16 protein-coding genes are annotated in these 15,297 nt (G+C 71.6%); 5 read left to right on the forward strand and 11 right to left on the reverse strand.

Annotated elements, in window-relative coordinates:
• The first annotated feature begins 63 nt into the window (after nt 1-63).
• Nucleotides 64-1,578 (forward strand): MDR family MFS transporter, encoded by a 1,515-nt coding sequence (locus AB0J40_RS17485; RefSeq protein WP_364453759.1) that lies wholly within the window; start codon nt 64-66, stop codon nt 1,576-1,578.
• 26 nt (nt 1,579-1,604) lie between these two features.
• Here the strand turns inward: AB0J40_RS17485 and AB0J40_RS17490 are convergent, their stop codons facing one another.
• The gene (locus tag AB0J40_RS17490) at nt 1,605-2,486 is read right to left on the reverse strand and encodes a TIGR03854 family LLM class F420-dependent oxidoreductase (RefSeq protein ID WP_364453762.1); all 882 of its coding nucleotides are present in this window, start codon (nt 2,484-2,486) and stop codon (nt 1,605-1,607) included.
• Nucleotides 2,487-2,521: 35 nt separating this feature from the next.
• On the reverse strand, nt 2,522-2,959 hold the full coding sequence (locus AB0J40_RS17495) for a MarR family transcriptional regulator (protein ID WP_364453765.1): 438 nt from the start codon (nt 2,957-2,959) through the stop codon (nt 2,522-2,524).
• 79 nt (nt 2,960-3,038) lie between these two features.
• On the opposite strand from AB0J40_RS17495, the gene AB0J40_RS17500 reads away from it, so the two are divergent.
• Both AB0J40_RS17500 and AB0J40_RS17505 read left to right on the forward strand, forming a co-directional pair.
• Nucleotides 3,039-3,416 carry a DUF5313 domain-containing protein gene (locus tag AB0J40_RS17500; RefSeq protein WP_364454733.1) on the forward strand — a complete coding sequence of 126 codons (378 nt, stop codon included), beginning with the start codon at nt 3,039-3,041 and terminating at the stop codon, nt 3,414-3,416.
• Nucleotides 3,417-3,432: 16 nt separating this feature from the next.
• Nucleotides 3,433-4,368, forward strand: coding sequence for an RluA family pseudouridine synthase (locus AB0J40_RS17505; protein WP_364453768.1), 936 nt, complete (start codon nt 3,433-3,435; stop codon nt 4,366-4,368).
• A 97-nt stretch (nt 4,369-4,465) separates the two neighbouring features.
• On the opposite strand, the gene AB0J40_RS17510 is transcribed toward AB0J40_RS17505, so the two are convergent.
• From AB0J40_RS17510 to AB0J40_RS17545, 8 genes are read right to left on the reverse strand one after another with little or no spacing between them, the layout of a single operon-like run.
• Nucleotides 4,466-4,894, reverse strand: coding sequence for an FAD-dependent oxidoreductase (locus AB0J40_RS17510; RefSeq protein ID WP_364453770.1), 429 nt, complete (start codon nt 4,892-4,894; stop codon nt 4,466-4,468).
• A gap of 58 nt (nt 4,895-4,952) precedes the next feature.
• Nucleotides 4,953-5,150 (reverse strand): ferredoxin, encoded by a 198-nt coding sequence (locus AB0J40_RS17515; RefSeq protein ID WP_364453773.1) that lies wholly within the window; start codon nt 5,148-5,150, stop codon nt 4,953-4,955.
• A gap of 13 nt (nt 5,151-5,163) precedes the next feature.
• Nucleotides 5,164-6,348: a cytochrome P450 gene (locus tag AB0J40_RS17520; RefSeq protein ID WP_364453776.1), complete on the reverse strand. Its 1,185-nt coding sequence runs from the start codon at nt 6,346-6,348 to the stop codon at nt 5,164-5,166.
• Between the two features lie 12 nt (nt 6,349-6,360).
• Nucleotides 6,361-7,809: a bifunctional 3-(3-hydroxy-phenyl)propionate/3-hydroxycinnamic acid hydroxylase gene (locus AB0J40_RS17525; RefSeq protein ID WP_364453779.1), complete on the reverse strand. Its 1,449-nt coding sequence runs from the start codon at nt 7,807-7,809 to the stop codon at nt 6,361-6,363.
• Nucleotides 7,806-8,147: a DoxX family protein gene (locus AB0J40_RS17530; protein WP_364453781.1), complete on the reverse strand. Its 342-nt coding sequence runs from the start codon at nt 8,145-8,147 to the stop codon at nt 7,806-7,808. Before AB0J40_RS17530 ends, AB0J40_RS17525 begins: the two co-directional genes overlap by 4 nt.
• On the reverse strand, nt 8,144-10,021 hold the full coding sequence (locus AB0J40_RS17535) for an acyl-CoA synthetase (protein ID WP_364453784.1): 1,878 nt from the start codon (nt 10,019-10,021) through the stop codon (nt 8,144-8,146). Before AB0J40_RS17535 ends, AB0J40_RS17530 begins: the two co-directional genes overlap by 4 nt.
• A complete protein-coding gene (locus tag AB0J40_RS17540) occupies nt 10,018-10,947 on the reverse strand; it encodes a fumarylacetoacetate hydrolase family protein (protein WP_364453786.1) in 930 nt (309 codons plus the stop codon). Before AB0J40_RS17540 ends, AB0J40_RS17535 begins: the two co-directional genes overlap by 4 nt.
• Entirely contained in the window at nt 10,944-12,068 is a 1,125-nt protein-coding gene (locus tag AB0J40_RS17545) for a VOC family protein (RefSeq protein ID WP_364453788.1), read from the reverse strand. The genes AB0J40_RS17540 and AB0J40_RS17545 overlap by 4 nt, the downstream gene beginning before the upstream one ends.
• Nucleotides 12,069-12,200: 132 nt before the next feature.
• Here AB0J40_RS17545 and AB0J40_RS17550 point away from each other — a divergent pair, with 132 nt between their 5' ends.
• Together AB0J40_RS17550 and AB0J40_RS17555 are read left to right on the forward strand one after the other, a co-directional pair.
• Entirely contained in the window at nt 12,201-12,857 is a 657-nt protein-coding gene (locus AB0J40_RS17550) for a TetR/AcrR family transcriptional regulator (protein ID WP_364453791.1), read from the forward strand.
• 209 nt (nt 12,858-13,066) lie between these two features.
• Entirely contained in the window at nt 13,067-14,641 is a 1,575-nt protein-coding gene (locus tag AB0J40_RS17555; RefSeq protein WP_364453793.1) for a glycoside hydrolase family 44 protein, read from the forward strand.
• Here AB0J40_RS17555 and AB0J40_RS17560 read toward each other — a convergent pair.
• Nucleotides 14,607-15,275, reverse strand: a complete 669-nt coding sequence (locus AB0J40_RS17560) for a TetR/AcrR family transcriptional regulator (RefSeq protein WP_364453796.1) — start codon at nt 15,273-15,275, stop codon at nt 14,607-14,609. The genes AB0J40_RS17555 and AB0J40_RS17560 overlap by 35 nt on opposite strands.
• Nucleotides 15,276-15,297: the final 22 nt, after the last annotated feature.

Below are 15,297 nucleotides of genomic sequence, written 5' to 3' on the forward strand. Positions count from 1 at the left end.
GGAATGCTTAGGACAGCAAAGTAGTTGACCCCGGTCATGACCACCCCGAGGAGCAGCCCGCCGATGACGACCGATGCCGCCACCAGCGTGAAAGGGGTCGGCTTCCGGTCCGACCGCGGCCCGGTGCTGGTCGCGGTCATGCTCAGCACGGCACTCGTCGCGCTGGACAGCACGATCATCGCGACCGCCGTCCCGTCGGTGGTGCGCGACCTCGGCGGGTTTTCGCAGTTCCCGTGGCTGTTCTCGATCTACCTGCTGACCCAGGCGGTCACCGTCCCGCTCTACGGCAAGTTCGCCGACGTCCTCGGCCGCCGCCCGGTGATGTTCTTCGGCATCGCCGCGTTCCTCGTCGGCTCGGTGCTGTGCGGCGCCGCGTGGAGCATGCCGGTGCTGATCGCGGCGCGCGCGGTGCAGGGCATCGGCGCCGGCGCGATCCAGCCGATGTCGATGACGATCATCGGCGACCTCTACACGGTGGAGGAGCGCGCCAGGGTGCAGGGCTACGTCGCGAGTGTCTGGGGCATCGCGTCGGTCGTCGGCCCGACGCTCGGCGGGGTGTTCGCGGAGTACCTCGACTGGCGGTGGATCTTCTTCATCAACCTGCCGCTCGGCGCGATCGCCGCGCTGATGCTGTACCGCAACTTCGCCGAAAAGGTGACGCGAAAGGCCCACAAGGTCGACTACACGGGCGCGGCGCTGCTGACGATCGGCTGCTCGCTGGTGATCCTGGGCCTGCTCGAAGGCGGCGTCGCGTGGGCGTGGGGGTCGGTGCCGAGCGTGGCGATCTTCGCCGCGGGCGCGGCGCTGCTGGTGGCGTTCGTGCTGGCGGAGAAGCGTGCGGCCGAGCCGGTGCTGCCGCTGTGGGTGTTCACCCGCCGGATCCTGGTGGGCGGCAACCTCCTGGCCGTGGTGGTCGGCGCGGTCCTGATGGGGCTGACGTCGTACCTGCCGACGTACGCACAGGGTGTCCTCGGCGCGGGCGCGCTGGTCGCCGGGTTCGCGGTGGCCGCGCTGACGGTCGGGTGGCCGATCTCGGCGTCCCTGGCCGGCAAGATCTACCTGCGCATCGGCTTCCGCGACACGGCGTTGATCGGCACGGTGTTCGTCGTCGGCGGCGGCGTCCTGGTGGCGCTGCTGGACGCGTCGTCGTCGATCTGGGCGGCGGCGCTGGCGGCGTTCGTCCTGGGGCTGGGCCTGGGTCTGACGTCGAGCCCGACGTTGGTGGCGGTCCAGTCGGTGGTCGGCTGGGACCGCCGCGGCGTGGTGACGGCGACGAACCTGTTCAGCCGGTCCCTGGGCAGTGCGGTGGGAGCGGCGGTCTTCGGCGCGATCGCCAACGCGACTTTGGCGTCGCGGTTCGCTTCGCCGCCACCTGAGGTGGCGGGCAAACTGCCGCCGTCGGTGGACGCGACGAGCCTGGTTTTGGGCAGCCACACCGACTCCCCCGTGGGGAGGTTCGTGCGAGGCGCTTTGGCGGAGGCGACGCACTACGTGTTCATCGGGCTGCTGGTGGTGGCCGTCGTTTCGGTGGTGGCGCTGCTGCTCATGCCGCGCAAGGCCGAGCAACTGGAGTTCTGATTCCGTGGTGCCGCTTTCGCTTCGGTTCAGTTCTGAAGCGGCACCAGCTCGGCCTGGAACTTCTTGAGGAAGTCATCGAAATCGCCGTGTCCCGGCCGGATCACGAACTTCGACAGCCCGGCCTCGATGTACTCCTCCACCAGCCTCCGCGCCTCGGCCCAGCTCGTCGCCACGAGGTCGGTCACCGGCACACCCGGGTTCCGCCGGGCCGCCGCGGCGGCCAGTTCGTCAGCCAGGCCGTGATCAGCCACCGCGAGGCTCAGCCCGAAGTGGTCTTCCTCGATTTCGCGCCCCGCCTCGGCCGCGGCCTCCTGGATCGCCAGCCGGGCGTCGCGCGCCTGGGCCGGGGTCAGGAAGCTGCCCAGCCAGCCGTCCGCGAGGCGGCCCGTGCGACGGAGGGCCGCCGGGGCGGAGCCGCCCAGCCAGACGTCCAGGCGCTTCGCCGGACGCGGCCCGAGGCGGACTCCGGAAACCTGGAAGAACTCGCCGTCGAAGGACACTTCGTCCTCTTCGAGGAGACGGCGCAACAACGTCAGGGACTCGTCGAACACCGCCGCGCGACGGCCCGGTGGCACCGGGAACAGGTCGTGCTCGGCCGCGCGCGCCGGGCGCAGCCCGAACACCGGCAGCACCCGCTTCGGCGCCAGCCCGGCCAGCGTCAGCAGCTGCTTCGCCACCAGCACCGGGTGCCGTCCGGGCAGGATCGCGACGCCGGTGCCGACCTTGAGCTTCGCCGTCCGCGCCAGGGCGTGCGCCATGCCGATCATCGGGTCCACCTCGGGCGAATACACCAGCTCGGACAGCCACAGCGAGTCGACGCCGGCGTCCTCGAGCCGCTCCGCCAGCCCGGCGAACTCCGCCGGCCCCGCCCCCGCCGCCGGCGCGACGCCCAGCCTGATCTTCAGCACACCGTGCTCAACCCCACCCGGCGGCGGGGCATTCCTCAGGCCGTCGCGTCGATGACCCGGGTCAGCACGCCGTGGAGGGCCTCCAGTTCGGCGACGTCCATCCCGAGCGTCTCGACCACCTTGTACGGGATCTTCTCGGCCTCGGCACGCAGCGCGCGGCCCTTCTCCGTCAGCTCGACCGTCAGCTGCCGCTCGTCTTCGCGGCTGCGGCTGCGCGTGACGTACCCGAGCGCCTCGAGCCGCTTGAGCAGCGGGGACAGCGTCGCCGGCTCGTGGCGCAGCGTCGTGCCGAGGTCCTTGACCGACCTCGGCGACCGCTCCCACAGCGCCAGCATCACCAGGTACTGCGGATGGGTCAGGCCGTAGGGCTCCAGCAGCGGCCGGTAGATCGCGATCACGCTGCGCGAAGCCACCGAAAGCGCGAAGCACACTTGCCGGTCCAGCTTCAGCGGGTCTTCACCCAGGTCGATCATGGCGCGATCCTAACGTGGCCCACGAGACAATTAGTACACTAACTATTAGTGTACTGTAGCCCTCATGGAACGACCTGGTGTGCTCCGCCGGCTCGGCTACGCGGTCGGGGTCAAGTTGCCGGCCCGCTACAACGACTGGGCGCTGCACGACGCGACGTCGAAGCACTGGCGGGCCCGGTACGTGCTCCAGCGGTCGATCGGCATCGTGCCGCTGTGCGCGGTGTGGCTGCTGCTGCCCGGCTCGATCTGGCTGCGGCTCTCCCTGGTCCTGATGGCCGCGCTCGTGGCGTACTTCTACTCCTGCGCGTACATGGAGGAGAGCGTCGAGCACCGGCTGGGCCGGCAGGGCTTCCCGCACCACACCGGCCGCCGCATCCGCGCCGAGGCCGCCGAAGCGAAGAACGCCGAGGCGACCGCCCGCTACCTCGCGCGCTACCGGACGCCGTCGGAGGGTTAGCTACAGTCGGGGAACGATGAGACGCAAGCTCCGGCCCCCGATCCCGCCCCGCCACGGCCTGGACCCCGCCCGGCTGAAACTGCCCGAGGGCGAGTGGCCGACCCTGCTGGCGCACCTCGTCGACCGGCTGCCGCGGGTCACGCCGGACCGCATCGAGCAGATGCTGCGCGAAGAACGCGTCCACGGCGCCGACGGCCCGCTCGGCGTCGACACCCCGTACGCGCCCGGCTCGTTCATCTGGTTCCACCGCGACCTGCCGGACGAGGTCCCGGTGCCGTTCGAGATCCGCGTCGTGCACCGCGACGAGCACCTGCTGGTCGTCGACAAACCGCACTTCCTGGCGACGATCCCGCGCGGGCAGCACATCCTGGAGACGGCGCTCGTACGGCTGCGCCGCGACCTCGACCTCCCGCACCTCTCCCCCGCCCACCGCCTCGACCGCGTCACCGCCGGGCTGGTGATGTTCGTGATCACGCCGGAGCTGCGCGGGAAGTACCAGACGCTCTTCCGCGACCGGAAGGTCCACAAGGAGTACGAGGCGATCGCGCCCTTCGATCCGGCTTTGGCGCTGCCGCGGACCGTGCGCAGCCGGATCGTCAAGGAACGCGGGGTACTGGCCGCGCGTGAGGAGCCGGGCGAGCCGAACGCCGAGACGTACGTGGAGCTGGCCGAGCACCGCGACGGCCTGGGCCGCTACCGGCTGGTGCCGTCGACCGGCCGGACGCACCAGCTGCGCGTGCACCTGAGCGGCTTGGGCATCCCGATCCTCGGCGACGACTTCTACCCGTCGTTGCGCGAAAAGCCGCTGGGGGACTTCACGAAACCGCTGCAGCTGCTGGCGCGGGTGGTGGCGTTCGACGACCCGGTGACCGGGGCGCCCCGCCGGTTCACCAGCGGGCTGCGCCTGACGGCCTGGGACGACCTCGACGCGTGGGCGGCGCCCCCGGCGTGACGCCGCGCGCGTCAGCCGGCCAGCGCACGCAGCTTCGGCACCGGAACGCGCTTGCCGTAGGAAACGACGGTCCGCCGCCCGTTTTCGCCGAACCACGTCAGCAGCGCCGATCCGCCGGGCACGCTTCCCTCGACGAGGTCCGGCTCGCCGGATCGAGGGTCAGGGCCGACGCGGCGGCCGCCTTGCCCTGCGCGACGGCGGTGGACCAGAACGGGGTGCGCGTCCCGGCTTGAAGGCACGAAACGTCCCCGGCGGCGAACACGCCCGGCACCGCGGTGGCGCAGGCTGGATCGATGGCGACGCCGTGGGAACCGGCCAGTCCGGTCCCCGCCAGCCAGTCCGTGTTCGGCACCTCGCCACAGCAGGTGACGCCCAGGTCGGCGGGGATGACCGTGCCGTCGGTCAGCCGCACGCCGTCGACCGGATCGCCGGTCACCGTCGCCGGTCCGCCGGTGACGACGACCGCCGAACGAGCAGTGTCGAGCCGGTAGCCGAGCGTGCTGTCGGAACGGTCGTCCTTGAGCACGGCCTTGGAGAGATGCCGGCGATGGACTCGCCGACGACGACGATCGAGCATGGTGGCGTCACGGGATCTCCCGCAGCGCGGCGACCGGGCACGACGTGACGGCCGCCCGCGCGGCGGCGAGCTGCTCCGGCGGGATGTCGGTGCCTTCGAAGTGGTGGACGAGTTCGGCGTCGTCGTCGAGCTCGAAGATCGCGGGAGCTTGTTCGGCGCACAGGCCGTGGCCTTCGCAGCGGTCGTAGTCGGCGGAGATCCGCACCGGGTGTCCCCTTTCAGGCCGGGATGAGTTCGAGCGGGAGCCGCCCGAGGCGACGGATGATGTTGTTGCGCGCCCACTCGGGCGGCCCGGCCGGCTCGATCCGGTCGACGCGGGCCACGAGCGCGCGCAGCATCGCCTGGGTTTCCAGGCGGGCGAGGCCCTGCCCGGCACAGCCGTGCGTGCCGTGCCCGAACCCGAGCTGGCGGGCGGCGTCCCGGCGGATGTCGAACGTGTCGGGGTCGTCCCACTCGAGTGCGTCGCGGTTGGCGGAGGCGTAGAGGACGAGGACCCGGGAACCCGCGGGCAGCGCGGCGCCGGCCACCTCGGCGTCGCGCGCGGCTTTGCGGCTGAAGGCGCGCAACGGGGATTCGTAGCGGACGATTTCGTTGACCGCGTTGGGGATCAGGCCCGGGTCGTCCTTGAGAAGCTGCCACTGGGTGGGGTGGGTGGCGAACAAGTACAGGGCACTCGCGATCGCGCTGAGCGTGGTGTCCAGGGACGGCGCCAGGTAGTCGATCATCAGCGCCGGGCACTCGGAGTGGGCGAGTTCGCCCGCGTCGGCCGCCCGCAGCAGGTCGTCGCCCATGCTGCCGGGCAGGACCTTCCGCTGCTTCGCGACGGTGTGCGCGAACCGCGCCATGCCCAGGCCGGCCGGGACCGCCTGCACCGCCTGGCCGTTCAACGGACCCAGGATGTCGAAGGTCGCCGCGCCCCACCGCAGCAGGTGCTCCCGGCCCTCCGCCGGCCACCCGACGAGGTCGGGAACCACCGCCGCGGGCAGTGCGCCCGCGACTTCGACGCCGTCGACCGTGCGCCGGGCCAGTGCGGCGTCGACGATCTCGGCCGCCTGGCGTTCCACGACATCCTTCATCGCGCGCAGCGCCCGGGGCGTGAGCCGGTGGGCGACCAGGGCCCGGCGGCGGGCGTGGTCTTCGCCGTCGCTGTTGAGGGTCGTGCCGCGGGAGAGCCGGTTGGCGACGGCATTGAGGGCGACACCGTCGCCGGAGACGAACGTCTTGTCGTCCAGCAGCACGGCCTTGCATTCGGCGTAGCGGGGCAGCGCGTAGACGTTCTGTCTGGGCAGCCAGACCACCGGACCGAGTTCACGCAGGTTCGCGTAATGCGGGTACGGGTCCAGGATCGCCTGCGGCGAATAGATGTCCGGCCGGTACACCGGCACTTCGTGGCGTTGGGGCATCGTTGCTCCTTGTCAGGGGTACCGGCACCGGGAGAGGCTGTTGCCGGCGCTCAGCACCGTGCCGTCCGGACGGACGACGGCCGCGCCGGTACGCAACCAGCGGTGCAGCTCGCCGGAACGCCGGGTCGGGACGAGAACCGCGCCGGACGCCCGGATGGCGGCTCGCTCGGTCTCCGACGGCCTGCTCGTGGTGACGACGGCGAAGCGGCCGCCGGCCACGTCGTCGAACCGGGTTCCGTCGTCGAGAAGGGCGTTGGGGCACAACCGTCCCGCCAGGGACCGCCCGAACCGGGGCCGCACGACCAGGTCCGAGCGGTGCAGGGCCGGCGTCGCGCTGTCGAGGACGTGGCCGTTCAGGCGCGGAGCGACCACTCGCCGGACCAGGTCGCCGAACCGGCCGCCTTCGGTCATGGCCTTGCCGACCAGCACGGCCCGCCGGATCATCGCGCGGGCGTGCGGCTTGCGTTCCGCCTCGTAGGTGTCGAGTGCGCTCGCGGGCAGGGTTCCGTCGAGGACGCCGGCGAGTTTCCAGGCGAGGTTGGCCGCGTCGCGCAGCCCGGCGCCCATCCCCTGGCCGATGAACGGCGGAGTCAGGTGGGCGGCGTCGCCGAGCAGGAACACCCTGCGGTCGCGCCACCGGTTCGCGAGCTGCGCGCGGAAGGTGTACTCGGCGACGCGGACGATCTCCAGGTCGATCTCCCCGGTCCACGGCGCGAGCAGCGGGTGCAGCCGGTCGAGGTGACCGAAGTCGTCAGCAGACTCCCCCGGCAGCAGCCGGAATTCCCAGCGGTAGCGGGTTTTCCCGATGCGCATGTAGGTCGCGGCGCGGCCCGGGTCGCAGACCTGGTGCACGCCTTCCCACTGGCCGAGGTCGGCGGTGGTGGCGATGTCGACCACGAGCCAGCGCTGGTCGAACTTCAGGTCCGCCATCGTCGCGCCGATCGCCGTCCGGGTGAGGCTGTTGGCGCCGTCGCAGCCCAGGACGTAGTCCGCGTGGATCGTCTCGCGCGCGCCGGTGCCGCGGTCGGTCACCTCGACCCGCACGCCGGTCCCGTCCTGCCGGACACCGGTGACTTCGGTGTTGCCGCGCAGGGTGACCGTGCCGATCGTCGCCAGGTGGGTGCGGAGCAGGTGCTCCAGGTCGGGTTGGTCGAACATGTTCGCCTCGGGGTAGCCGTGGCGGCCGCCGCCGGGCGAACGGCGGAACTCCGCCAGCACCCGCAGGTCCGGATCGAGCAGCCGCAGCCCGTGACAGGGCCAGGAGATGGCCGCGAACTCCCCGGCCAGCCCGAGCCGGCCGAGGATGCGGTGCACCTCGTCGTCCAGGTGCACCGCGCGGGGCTGCGGGTAGACCGACTCCCACCGCTCCAGCACCAGGCACTCGACGCCGTGGCGGCCGAGCAGCGCCGCGGCGGTCAGTCCGGTCGGGCCCGCCCCGACGATCACGACGGGCACCCTCACGGCGACACCCCCAGTGCGACGAGATAGCCGGCGACGAGCACCGCGCAGACCACCGCCGGGACGAGGTCACGACCCCGGTCCCGGTTGCGCACGTGCGTGACGAGGGCGCCGGCGAGCAGGAGAAGCAGGCCCGCACCGGCCAGGGCGCCGAGCACCGGCACGGTCAAGCCGAGCAGGAGACCGGCGGCTCCGGCGATCTCCAGCGCGCCGATGCCGCGGTAGGCCGTGACGGAGAAGCCGGCGTGCGCGGCGCGTTCCCGCATGGGCGCGAGCGCGAACAGCTTGGCCGCGCCGAAGAGGAGGAAGATGGCCGCCACGAGGACGGACAACGCGATCACGAGGTTTCTCCGAAGGTCAGGCGGGTGACGACGGTGTAGCGGGCGAGGGTTGCCGTCACCTTCGATTCGTCCACATCGGACGGAAGGGTGACGGCGGCGACCACGGTGCCGTCCTCGATCACCGCGTCGACGGTCACCCCGTCGAACGGGGCGAGGGCCTCGGCGATCGCGCGGCGGGTCGCATCGGCGCGCAACGCGAGCTTGTAGGGCTTGCCGACGTCGGTCACCGGCAGCGCGTCGAGCACGGTGACGGCCTTCGGCACGGCAGCGCGCTCGGGCACCCGCTCGGCGGCCCACGCGAGCAGGTCGGCCTCGGTCGCCGTGGCGCCGGGCGTGAGGGTCACGTAGGCGACGGGTACCTCGCCGGCGTGCTCGTCGGGACGGCCGACCGCGCCGGCCGCGGCCACCTGCGGGTGGGCCAGCAGGGCGTCCTCGATCAGCGCGGGGTCGATGTTGTGCCCGCCGCGGATGATCAGGTCCTTGGCGCGGCCGGCCAGGTGCACGAATCCGTCGGCGTCCAACCGCGCCAGGTCGCCGGTGTCCAGCCAGCCGTCGCGGAGTTTGCCGAGGCCGTCCAGGACGTACCCGTTTTCCTCACGCCCGACGACGTAGCCAGGGAACACAGTGGGGCCGCTGATGGCCAGTACACCGGTCTCACCGCTGGGCAGCTCCTCCCCCGTTTCCGGGTGGACGACCTTCATCCGCTGGTAGGGCAGGCGCTGGCCGACGGTGCCGGGGCGCAGGACGTCGGGGAAGCTGCGCGCGCTGGCGCAGGTGGCTTCGGTCAGTCCGTAGCCCTCGACCAGCGTGACGCCGGTGTGCGCCTGGAAGCCTTCGCGCACGGCGGTCGGCAGCGGCGAAGCGCCGACCATGGCGTAACGCAGGCTCGAGATGTCCGCGTTCACAGGGCACTGAGCGAGGACCGCGTAAACCGTCGGCACCGCGCTCATCGCCGCGATCCGGTGGTGCTCGACGATCTTCCAGAACTCCCCGTACAGCGCGGGTTCCCGGTAGCCGAGCGGCCCGGCCCACACCGCGTGCTGGCCCTTGAACAGCGGCCCGAGCAGCGTGACGACCAGCGCGTTGACGTGGAACAGCGGCAGTGCGGCGAAGACGACCGAGCCGGGGTCGAGCAGCGAGTTGGCCGCGATCATCCACGCGTCGGCGACTTCGTTGGCGTGCGTGTGCGCGGCCGGCTTCGGTGCCCCGGTGGTGCCGCCGGTGTGGAACAACGCGGCCAGATCCGACGCCACCGGTGGTTCACCATCGAAACCGGAAGTGTCCATTGTGGAGGAAGACTCGGCGAGGTAGCCGACGCGCACCCCTTCGATGGCAGGCAATGCGGCCGGTTCGCCGGTCGCGCCGGTCGGGCGCAGCACCAGGACGACGTCCAGCTCGGCGGCCAGCGCCCGGGCGGTGTCCCAGACCTCCGGCGCGAGTTCCGGCCCGGCGGTGATCAGCACCCGGGCGCCGGACCGGCGAAGGAGTTCGCCGAGGTGGTCGCGGGACAGGCCGCCGTTCAGCGGAGCCGCGATCCCGGCGAGCTGCGCGGCCAGGGTCGCCGGCACCAGGTCGGCGCAGTTCGGTGCCATCAACCCGACCGCGTCGCCCCGCCGGACTCCGAGGCGGCGCAGCAGGTTCGCGTAGCGGTGGACATCGGCGAGCAGCTCGGCGAACGTGCGCCGGACGGGCTCGCGCCACCGCGCGGCCTCGGGCAACACGGTGGTCGCCGGGTGCTCCGGCCACCACGCGGCGGCCCGCTGCAGCAGGGCGTACGTCGACTCCGGCAGGCCGCGTTCGGCGAGCGGCACGGCTTCGATCGCGGCCAGGTCGGCGGGCTCGGCGTAGCGCGGCCACAGGGAAGCGCCGGTCATCGCCGGTACCGCACGATCGTGCGCTGGGTGCCGAGGTCGAGGGCACCGTCGTCGGTCGCGATCGCCGCCTCGACGACGTCGCCGTCGGCCAGGTACTTCGGGTTCTTCGCCTGGCCCTTGAAGAACAGCCGCCACTTGAGTGCCGGCGGCAGCAAAGCGGCGATCTTCTCCACGACCTTCGGCGGCGCCGACAGTGCGGTGCCTGCCGGAGTGCCGGTCAGCACCAGATCGCCGGGATCCAGCCGCTGGAACCGGGCCAACGCCTGCAGGGCCTCCAGTGGACGGTAGATCATGTCCTCGCCGACGACCGCGTTCTGGCGGACCGTGCCGTTGACCGACAACCGCAGCCGCAGGTCGGCGAACCGCTTCAGCTCGTGGCCCTCCAGCAGCACGAGGGCGGGCCCGGCCGGGGTGAACGTCGGGTACGACTTGGCCTCGTAGAACTGGGTTTGCGGCAGCTGGACGTCGCGGGCGGACACGTCGTTGGTCACGACCAGGCCCGCGACGCACTCCGCCGGGTCGGTGATCTCGCTGCCGACCGGGATCTCCCGGCCGATGACCAGCCCGATCTCCACCTCGTAGTCGAGCAGGCGCACGTGCGGTGGCTTGACGACGTCGTCGAACGGGCCGCTGAGCGACCCGGACGCCTTGCGGAAGAACGTCAACGGCACCGTCCGCGGATCCATCCCGGCGTCCGTGACGTGCGAAGCGAAGTTGGTCATCTGGGCGACCACGCGGCAGGGCGCGGTGACCGGGGAGACCAGGTCGAGCGAGGCCACGGGCACGGTGTCCGCGGCCGCGGCCGTGATCGCCGGGCGGTCGGCGAGCAGTTCGGCGGTGGTCTTCGCGGCCGTCGGGATCTTCGCTGCCCCCGACCGAGTGGCGAGGTACCAGGCATCGGCCGTGCGCAGGACGGTCAGGCTCATGAACGGGCCACTTTCAGCAGGCCCAGCAATCGCCGGGCGTCGAATTCGTTGTCTTCCCGCAGTGCGGAGAACAGGGCGCGCAGTTCGCGCAGGGATTCCTTGCCGGGCTTGAGGCCGAGGAAGTCGGCGGTGGCGGGCGGCCCCCACTGGGCCAGCCCGGAGGCGGTCAGCGGGGCCCAGCCGGGCTCGAGGGTGTTGTCGAACAAATCGCCGTCGCTGAAGTGCTCGACCATGAACCCGTCCGGGTCCCGCCAGTAGTCGAACAGCTGGCTGCCTTCGACGTGCCGGCCGATGCCCCACGAGTGGTGGTAGCCGTGATCGCGCAGGTACTCGCCACCGGCGGCCAGCGCGTCGAGGTCGGCGACCTGGTAGGCGGAATGCACGTAGCGGTCGGTCGGGCCGAGCACCATGGCCAGCGTATGGTGATCGGCCGGGGTGGCACCCCGGTCACACCGGATGAAGCTCATCACCGGCCCGCGCCCGCGCTGCCCGGGGTAGTACAGGAAGTCGCTGACGATCAGGCCCAGGTGGTCGAGGTACCAGTCGAGTGCCTCGCGGTAGCGGGTCGTCTGCAGCACCACGTGTCCGAGCCGCTGCACCCGTGCCGGGGCGCGGGGCGGGCGTTGCGTGGCGTTGACCCGCCGGACCTCGTGCCCGAAGTTGAGCACGTGCGGGTCCTGCGACGGCAGCGCGGGCAGCTCGTGCGTGTCCGAGACCACCCGGACCCGCAGGCCGCTCGGGTCGGGCAGGTCCACGACGACCCCGCCCAGCGTCTCCGGCAGCCTGTTCGCCTGCCGGCCGGCGGCTTCGGCCAGCCGCAGGACGTCGCCCGGGCCGGCGGCCAGGAACGCCGGCCCCAGGAACTTCGACCGGGCGCCCTTGCGGACGATCACGCACGGCGCGCCGGCATCGGTGCCCCGCAGGTGCAGCTCGTGCCGGGTGCTGAGCGTCGGCGTGAACCCGAAGGCCCGGGCGAACACCTCCGCCCGCGCCAGGTCCGGCTTCTCGAACTCCAGCCACGCCAGGTCGTGCACCTTGATCACCGGGTTCGCCGCCCGGCCGGGATGCTCGCCCGCGACCGCGCCGCGCTCGCTGTGCAGCCCGCTGTGCGGATCTCCCACGGCTGCTCCCTCCACGTTGATGACGACATCGTCAGTTACGAGCATGTCCTCAGTCAAGAGTTTCTGACGATTTCCTCACCAATGACGCAATGAGCTAAGATGCGGCGACGACCAGCGAAGACGGGAGCACGGATGCCGGAGCACGCTCCGAGCCGACTGGAACGGCGCAAGGCGCGTACCCGCGCGGCCCTGGTCAAGGCGGCCCAGGCGCTCATCGCCGAGGGGAAGACCGCGGTGCCGATCCTGGAGATCACCCAGGCCGCCGACGTCGGGATGGGGTCGTTCTACAACCACTTCGAGACGAAGGAGCAGCTCTACCAGGCAGCGGTCGAGGACGCCCTCGACATCCACGGCGCCCTGCTGGACGAGCTGACCACCGGCCTCGACGACCCGGCACAGGTCTTCGCGCAGAGCTTCCGGCTGACCGGGCGCCTGCACCGGATCCACCCCGAACTCAGCAAGGTCCTCCTGCACCACGGCCTCGAACTCGCCGCATCGGACCGCGGACTGGCGCCCCGGGCCCGCCGCGACATCGAGGCCGCCGTGCGAGCCGGCCGCTTCACCGTCACCGACCCCGAACTCGCGATGGTCACCGTCGCCGGGACCGCGCTCGGCCTCGGCCACCTGCTGCACCGGCAGCCCGAGCGCGACGACGCCGCGACGACCGACCAGGTGACCGAGGACCTGCTGCGCATGCTCGGCCTCACCTCGGCCGAAGCCCACGAGATCTGCGGTCGCCCACTGCCCGATCTCGACGCGATCGCGATCGGGCCGGACACCGCCGCCTGAACGAGGAAAGTTACCTCCTCGACCGTGGCGAATGTGCTGGTCCGCCACCGGGGAACGACACCGGCTGCCACTCGGCCGATTGACGACCGGCGACCGGCCGGTATCGTGTGGGAGCGCTCCCACACATCGACGTCAGGAGTTCCACGGTGGCTGCTCGGCGGCGGAATCGCTTACGGTCCGGCACATCCGTCACCGCGGGCGGGTGCCTGGTGGCGGCGCTCTTGACCACCGGGGCACCACCGGCTTCCGCGGGCGGGGTCAGCCTGTCGGTGGACCTGTTCGCTGCGCGGCACGCGATCAGTCCCGACATCTACGGGATGAACGGCGGCGATCCCGCGCTCGTCGCCGAGCTCGGCACCCCGGTGTCGCGCTGGGGCGGCAACGCCAGCAGCCGCTACAACTTCACCAACCACACCTACAACACCGGCAGCGACTGGTACTTCGAAAACATCGTGGCCGGGCCGGACAACACCCTCGAGGCCTACGTCCAGCGCAACCGGGACCGCGGGATCAAGCAGGTGGTCACCCTGCCGATGTCCGGCTGGGTGGCGAAGGACTCGCCGTCGTCGCCGCACGCCTGCGGCTTCCCCGCCACCCGCTTCCCCAGCCAGGACTCGTTCGACCAGTGGGACGCCAACTGCGGCAACGGCAGGCTGAACAACACCGACCTGACCGGGGCCGAGCCCACCGACACCTCGATCCCGGCCGACGCGTCCTTCGCGGGCGCGGAGGTGTCGCACCTGGTCGGCCGGTTCGGTACGGCGGCCCGTGGCGGCGTCCCGATCTACGAACTGGACAACGAACCGGTGCTGTGGAGCTCCACGCACCGCGACGTGCACCCCCAGCCCGTGTCCGACGACGAACTGGGCGGCAAGAGCACCGCGACCGCGGCGGCCGTCAAATCCGCCGATCCGCGGGCGGCCGTGCTCGGCCCGTCGGGCTGGGGCTACTGCGAATGGGTCGCGTCCGGTGTGGACGGTTGTGCTCCCGGCGCCGACGCCGCCGCCCACGGCGGGCTCAACCTGTCCCAGTGGTTCCTCAAGAACATGAAGGACGCGAGCACCACCGCGGGCAAGCGGCTGCTCGACTACTTCGATCAGCACTACTACCCGCAGATCAGTGGCGACAGGACGCCCGAGGCGAACGCGTGGCGGCTGCGGTCGACCCGGTCGCTGTGGGACCCGTCCTACGTCGAGGAATCCTGGATCGGCCCGAGCGGCGTCAATGCGCCACCCCTGCAGTTCATCCGCACGATGAAGCAGTGGATCGCCCAGTACAACCCCGGCACCAAGACCGCCATCACCGAATACAACTGGGGCGCCCTGGACGACATCAACGGCGCGCTGGCCGAGGCCGACGTCCTCGGCATCTTCGGCCGCGAAGGGCTCGACCTCGCGACCATCTGGGGCGAACCCAAGCCGACGGACCCGGCCGCGTACGCGTTCCGGATGTACCGCGACTACGACGGCGCCGGAAGCAAGTTCGGCGACGTCAGCGTCTCCGCGGCCAGCACCGACCAGGGACAGCTCGCGATCTACGGCGCGCAACGCCGCTGCGACGGCGCCCTGACCCTTATGGTGGTCAACAAGACGGGCGCCGAGCTCGGCTCTCCCCTGTCGATCGCCGGGTTCGGCACCGGCAAGGCGCAGCGGTTCACCTACGGCCCGGGCGATCTCTCCTCGATCGTGCGGGGTGCCGATCTGCCGGTGAACCGCGGCAAGGTCACCACGACGTACCCGGCCAACTCGATCACCCTGCTGGTGCTGCCGCGCGCAGGCCGTTGACGATCAGTTCCAGGCCGAAGGCGAACTCGTCCTCCAGCGGTACCGGCAGGGAGTCCGCGACCGCGAGCGTGGCCGGGAAGTCCCCGGCCGGCAGGTCGTGGAAGTGCGTCGACACCCGCTCGCGTTCGGCGTCGTTCCCGGATCCGGTGAGCTGGATGGCGAACCCGAGGACATAGCGCGAGAGGGTTGCGTAGGCGCGCGCGGCGAGGCTCGGCGGCAGCCCGCCGTCGAGGAGGACGGCCAGGCCGCGTTCCCGCAGCGCCATGGCGTTCGGTCCGGTCGGGGTCTGCTCCACCAGCAGGGGCGCGACCTTCCGGTGCTTGCCCAGCGTGTCGAACATCGCCCGGGCGACGGCTTGGCAGGCCTGGTCCCAGCTCAGCTCGGCCAGCGCCTCGGCGTCGAGGTCGACCTCGCCGAAGACGCGGTCGATCACCTGGGCGATCAAGGCCGCCCGGTTGCCGAAGTGGCGGTAGAGCGTGGCCGTGCCGGATTCGAGCCGTTGGGCGAGGGTCCGCATCGACAGCGCCTCGGCGCCTTCCTCGTCGACGAGCTGCAACGCCGTGGCGAGGATCCGGTCCAGCGGGACGGCGGGACGGCCACGTGACCGCCGAGCGGCCGGGGACGGACTGATCACGCGCCCAGTATGGCCGTGGTTG

It is taken from the genome of Amycolatopsis sp. NPDC049691 (assembly GCF_040675005.1).
Taxonomy (GTDB): Bacteria; Actinomycetota; Actinomycetes; order Mycobacteriales; family Pseudonocardiaceae; genus Amycolatopsis.

What these genes read in the sequence shown, in the direction of transcription:
- AB0J40_RS17485 (WP_364453759.1), top strand. Translation starts at nt 64, where the DNA reads ATGACGACCGATGCCGCCACCAGCGTGAAAGGGGTCGGCTTCCGGTCC.
- AB0J40_RS17495 (WP_364453765.1), bottom strand. Translation starts at nt 2,959, where the DNA reads ATGATCGACCTGGGTGAAGACCCGCTGAAGCTGGACCGGCAAGTGTGC.
- AB0J40_RS17505 (WP_364453768.1), top strand. Translation starts at nt 3,433, where the DNA reads ATGAGACGCAAGCTCCGGCCCCCGATCCCGCCCCGCCACGGCCTGGAC.
- AB0J40_RS17520 (WP_364453776.1), bottom strand. Translation starts at nt 6,348, where the DNA reads ATGCCCCAACGCCACGAAGTGCCGGTGTACCGGCCGGACATCTATTCG.
- AB0J40_RS17535 (WP_364453784.1), bottom strand. Translation starts at nt 10,021, where the DNA reads ATGACCGGCGCTTCCCTGTGGCCGCGCTACGCCGAGCCCGCCGACCTG.
- AB0J40_RS17540 (WP_364453786.1), bottom strand. Translation starts at nt 10,947, where the DNA reads ATGAGCCTGACCGTCCTGCGCACGGCCGATGCCTGGTACCTCGCCACT.
- AB0J40_RS17550 (WP_364453791.1), top strand. Translation starts at nt 12,201, where the DNA reads ATGCCGGAGCACGCTCCGAGCCGACTGGAACGGCGCAAGGCGCGTACC.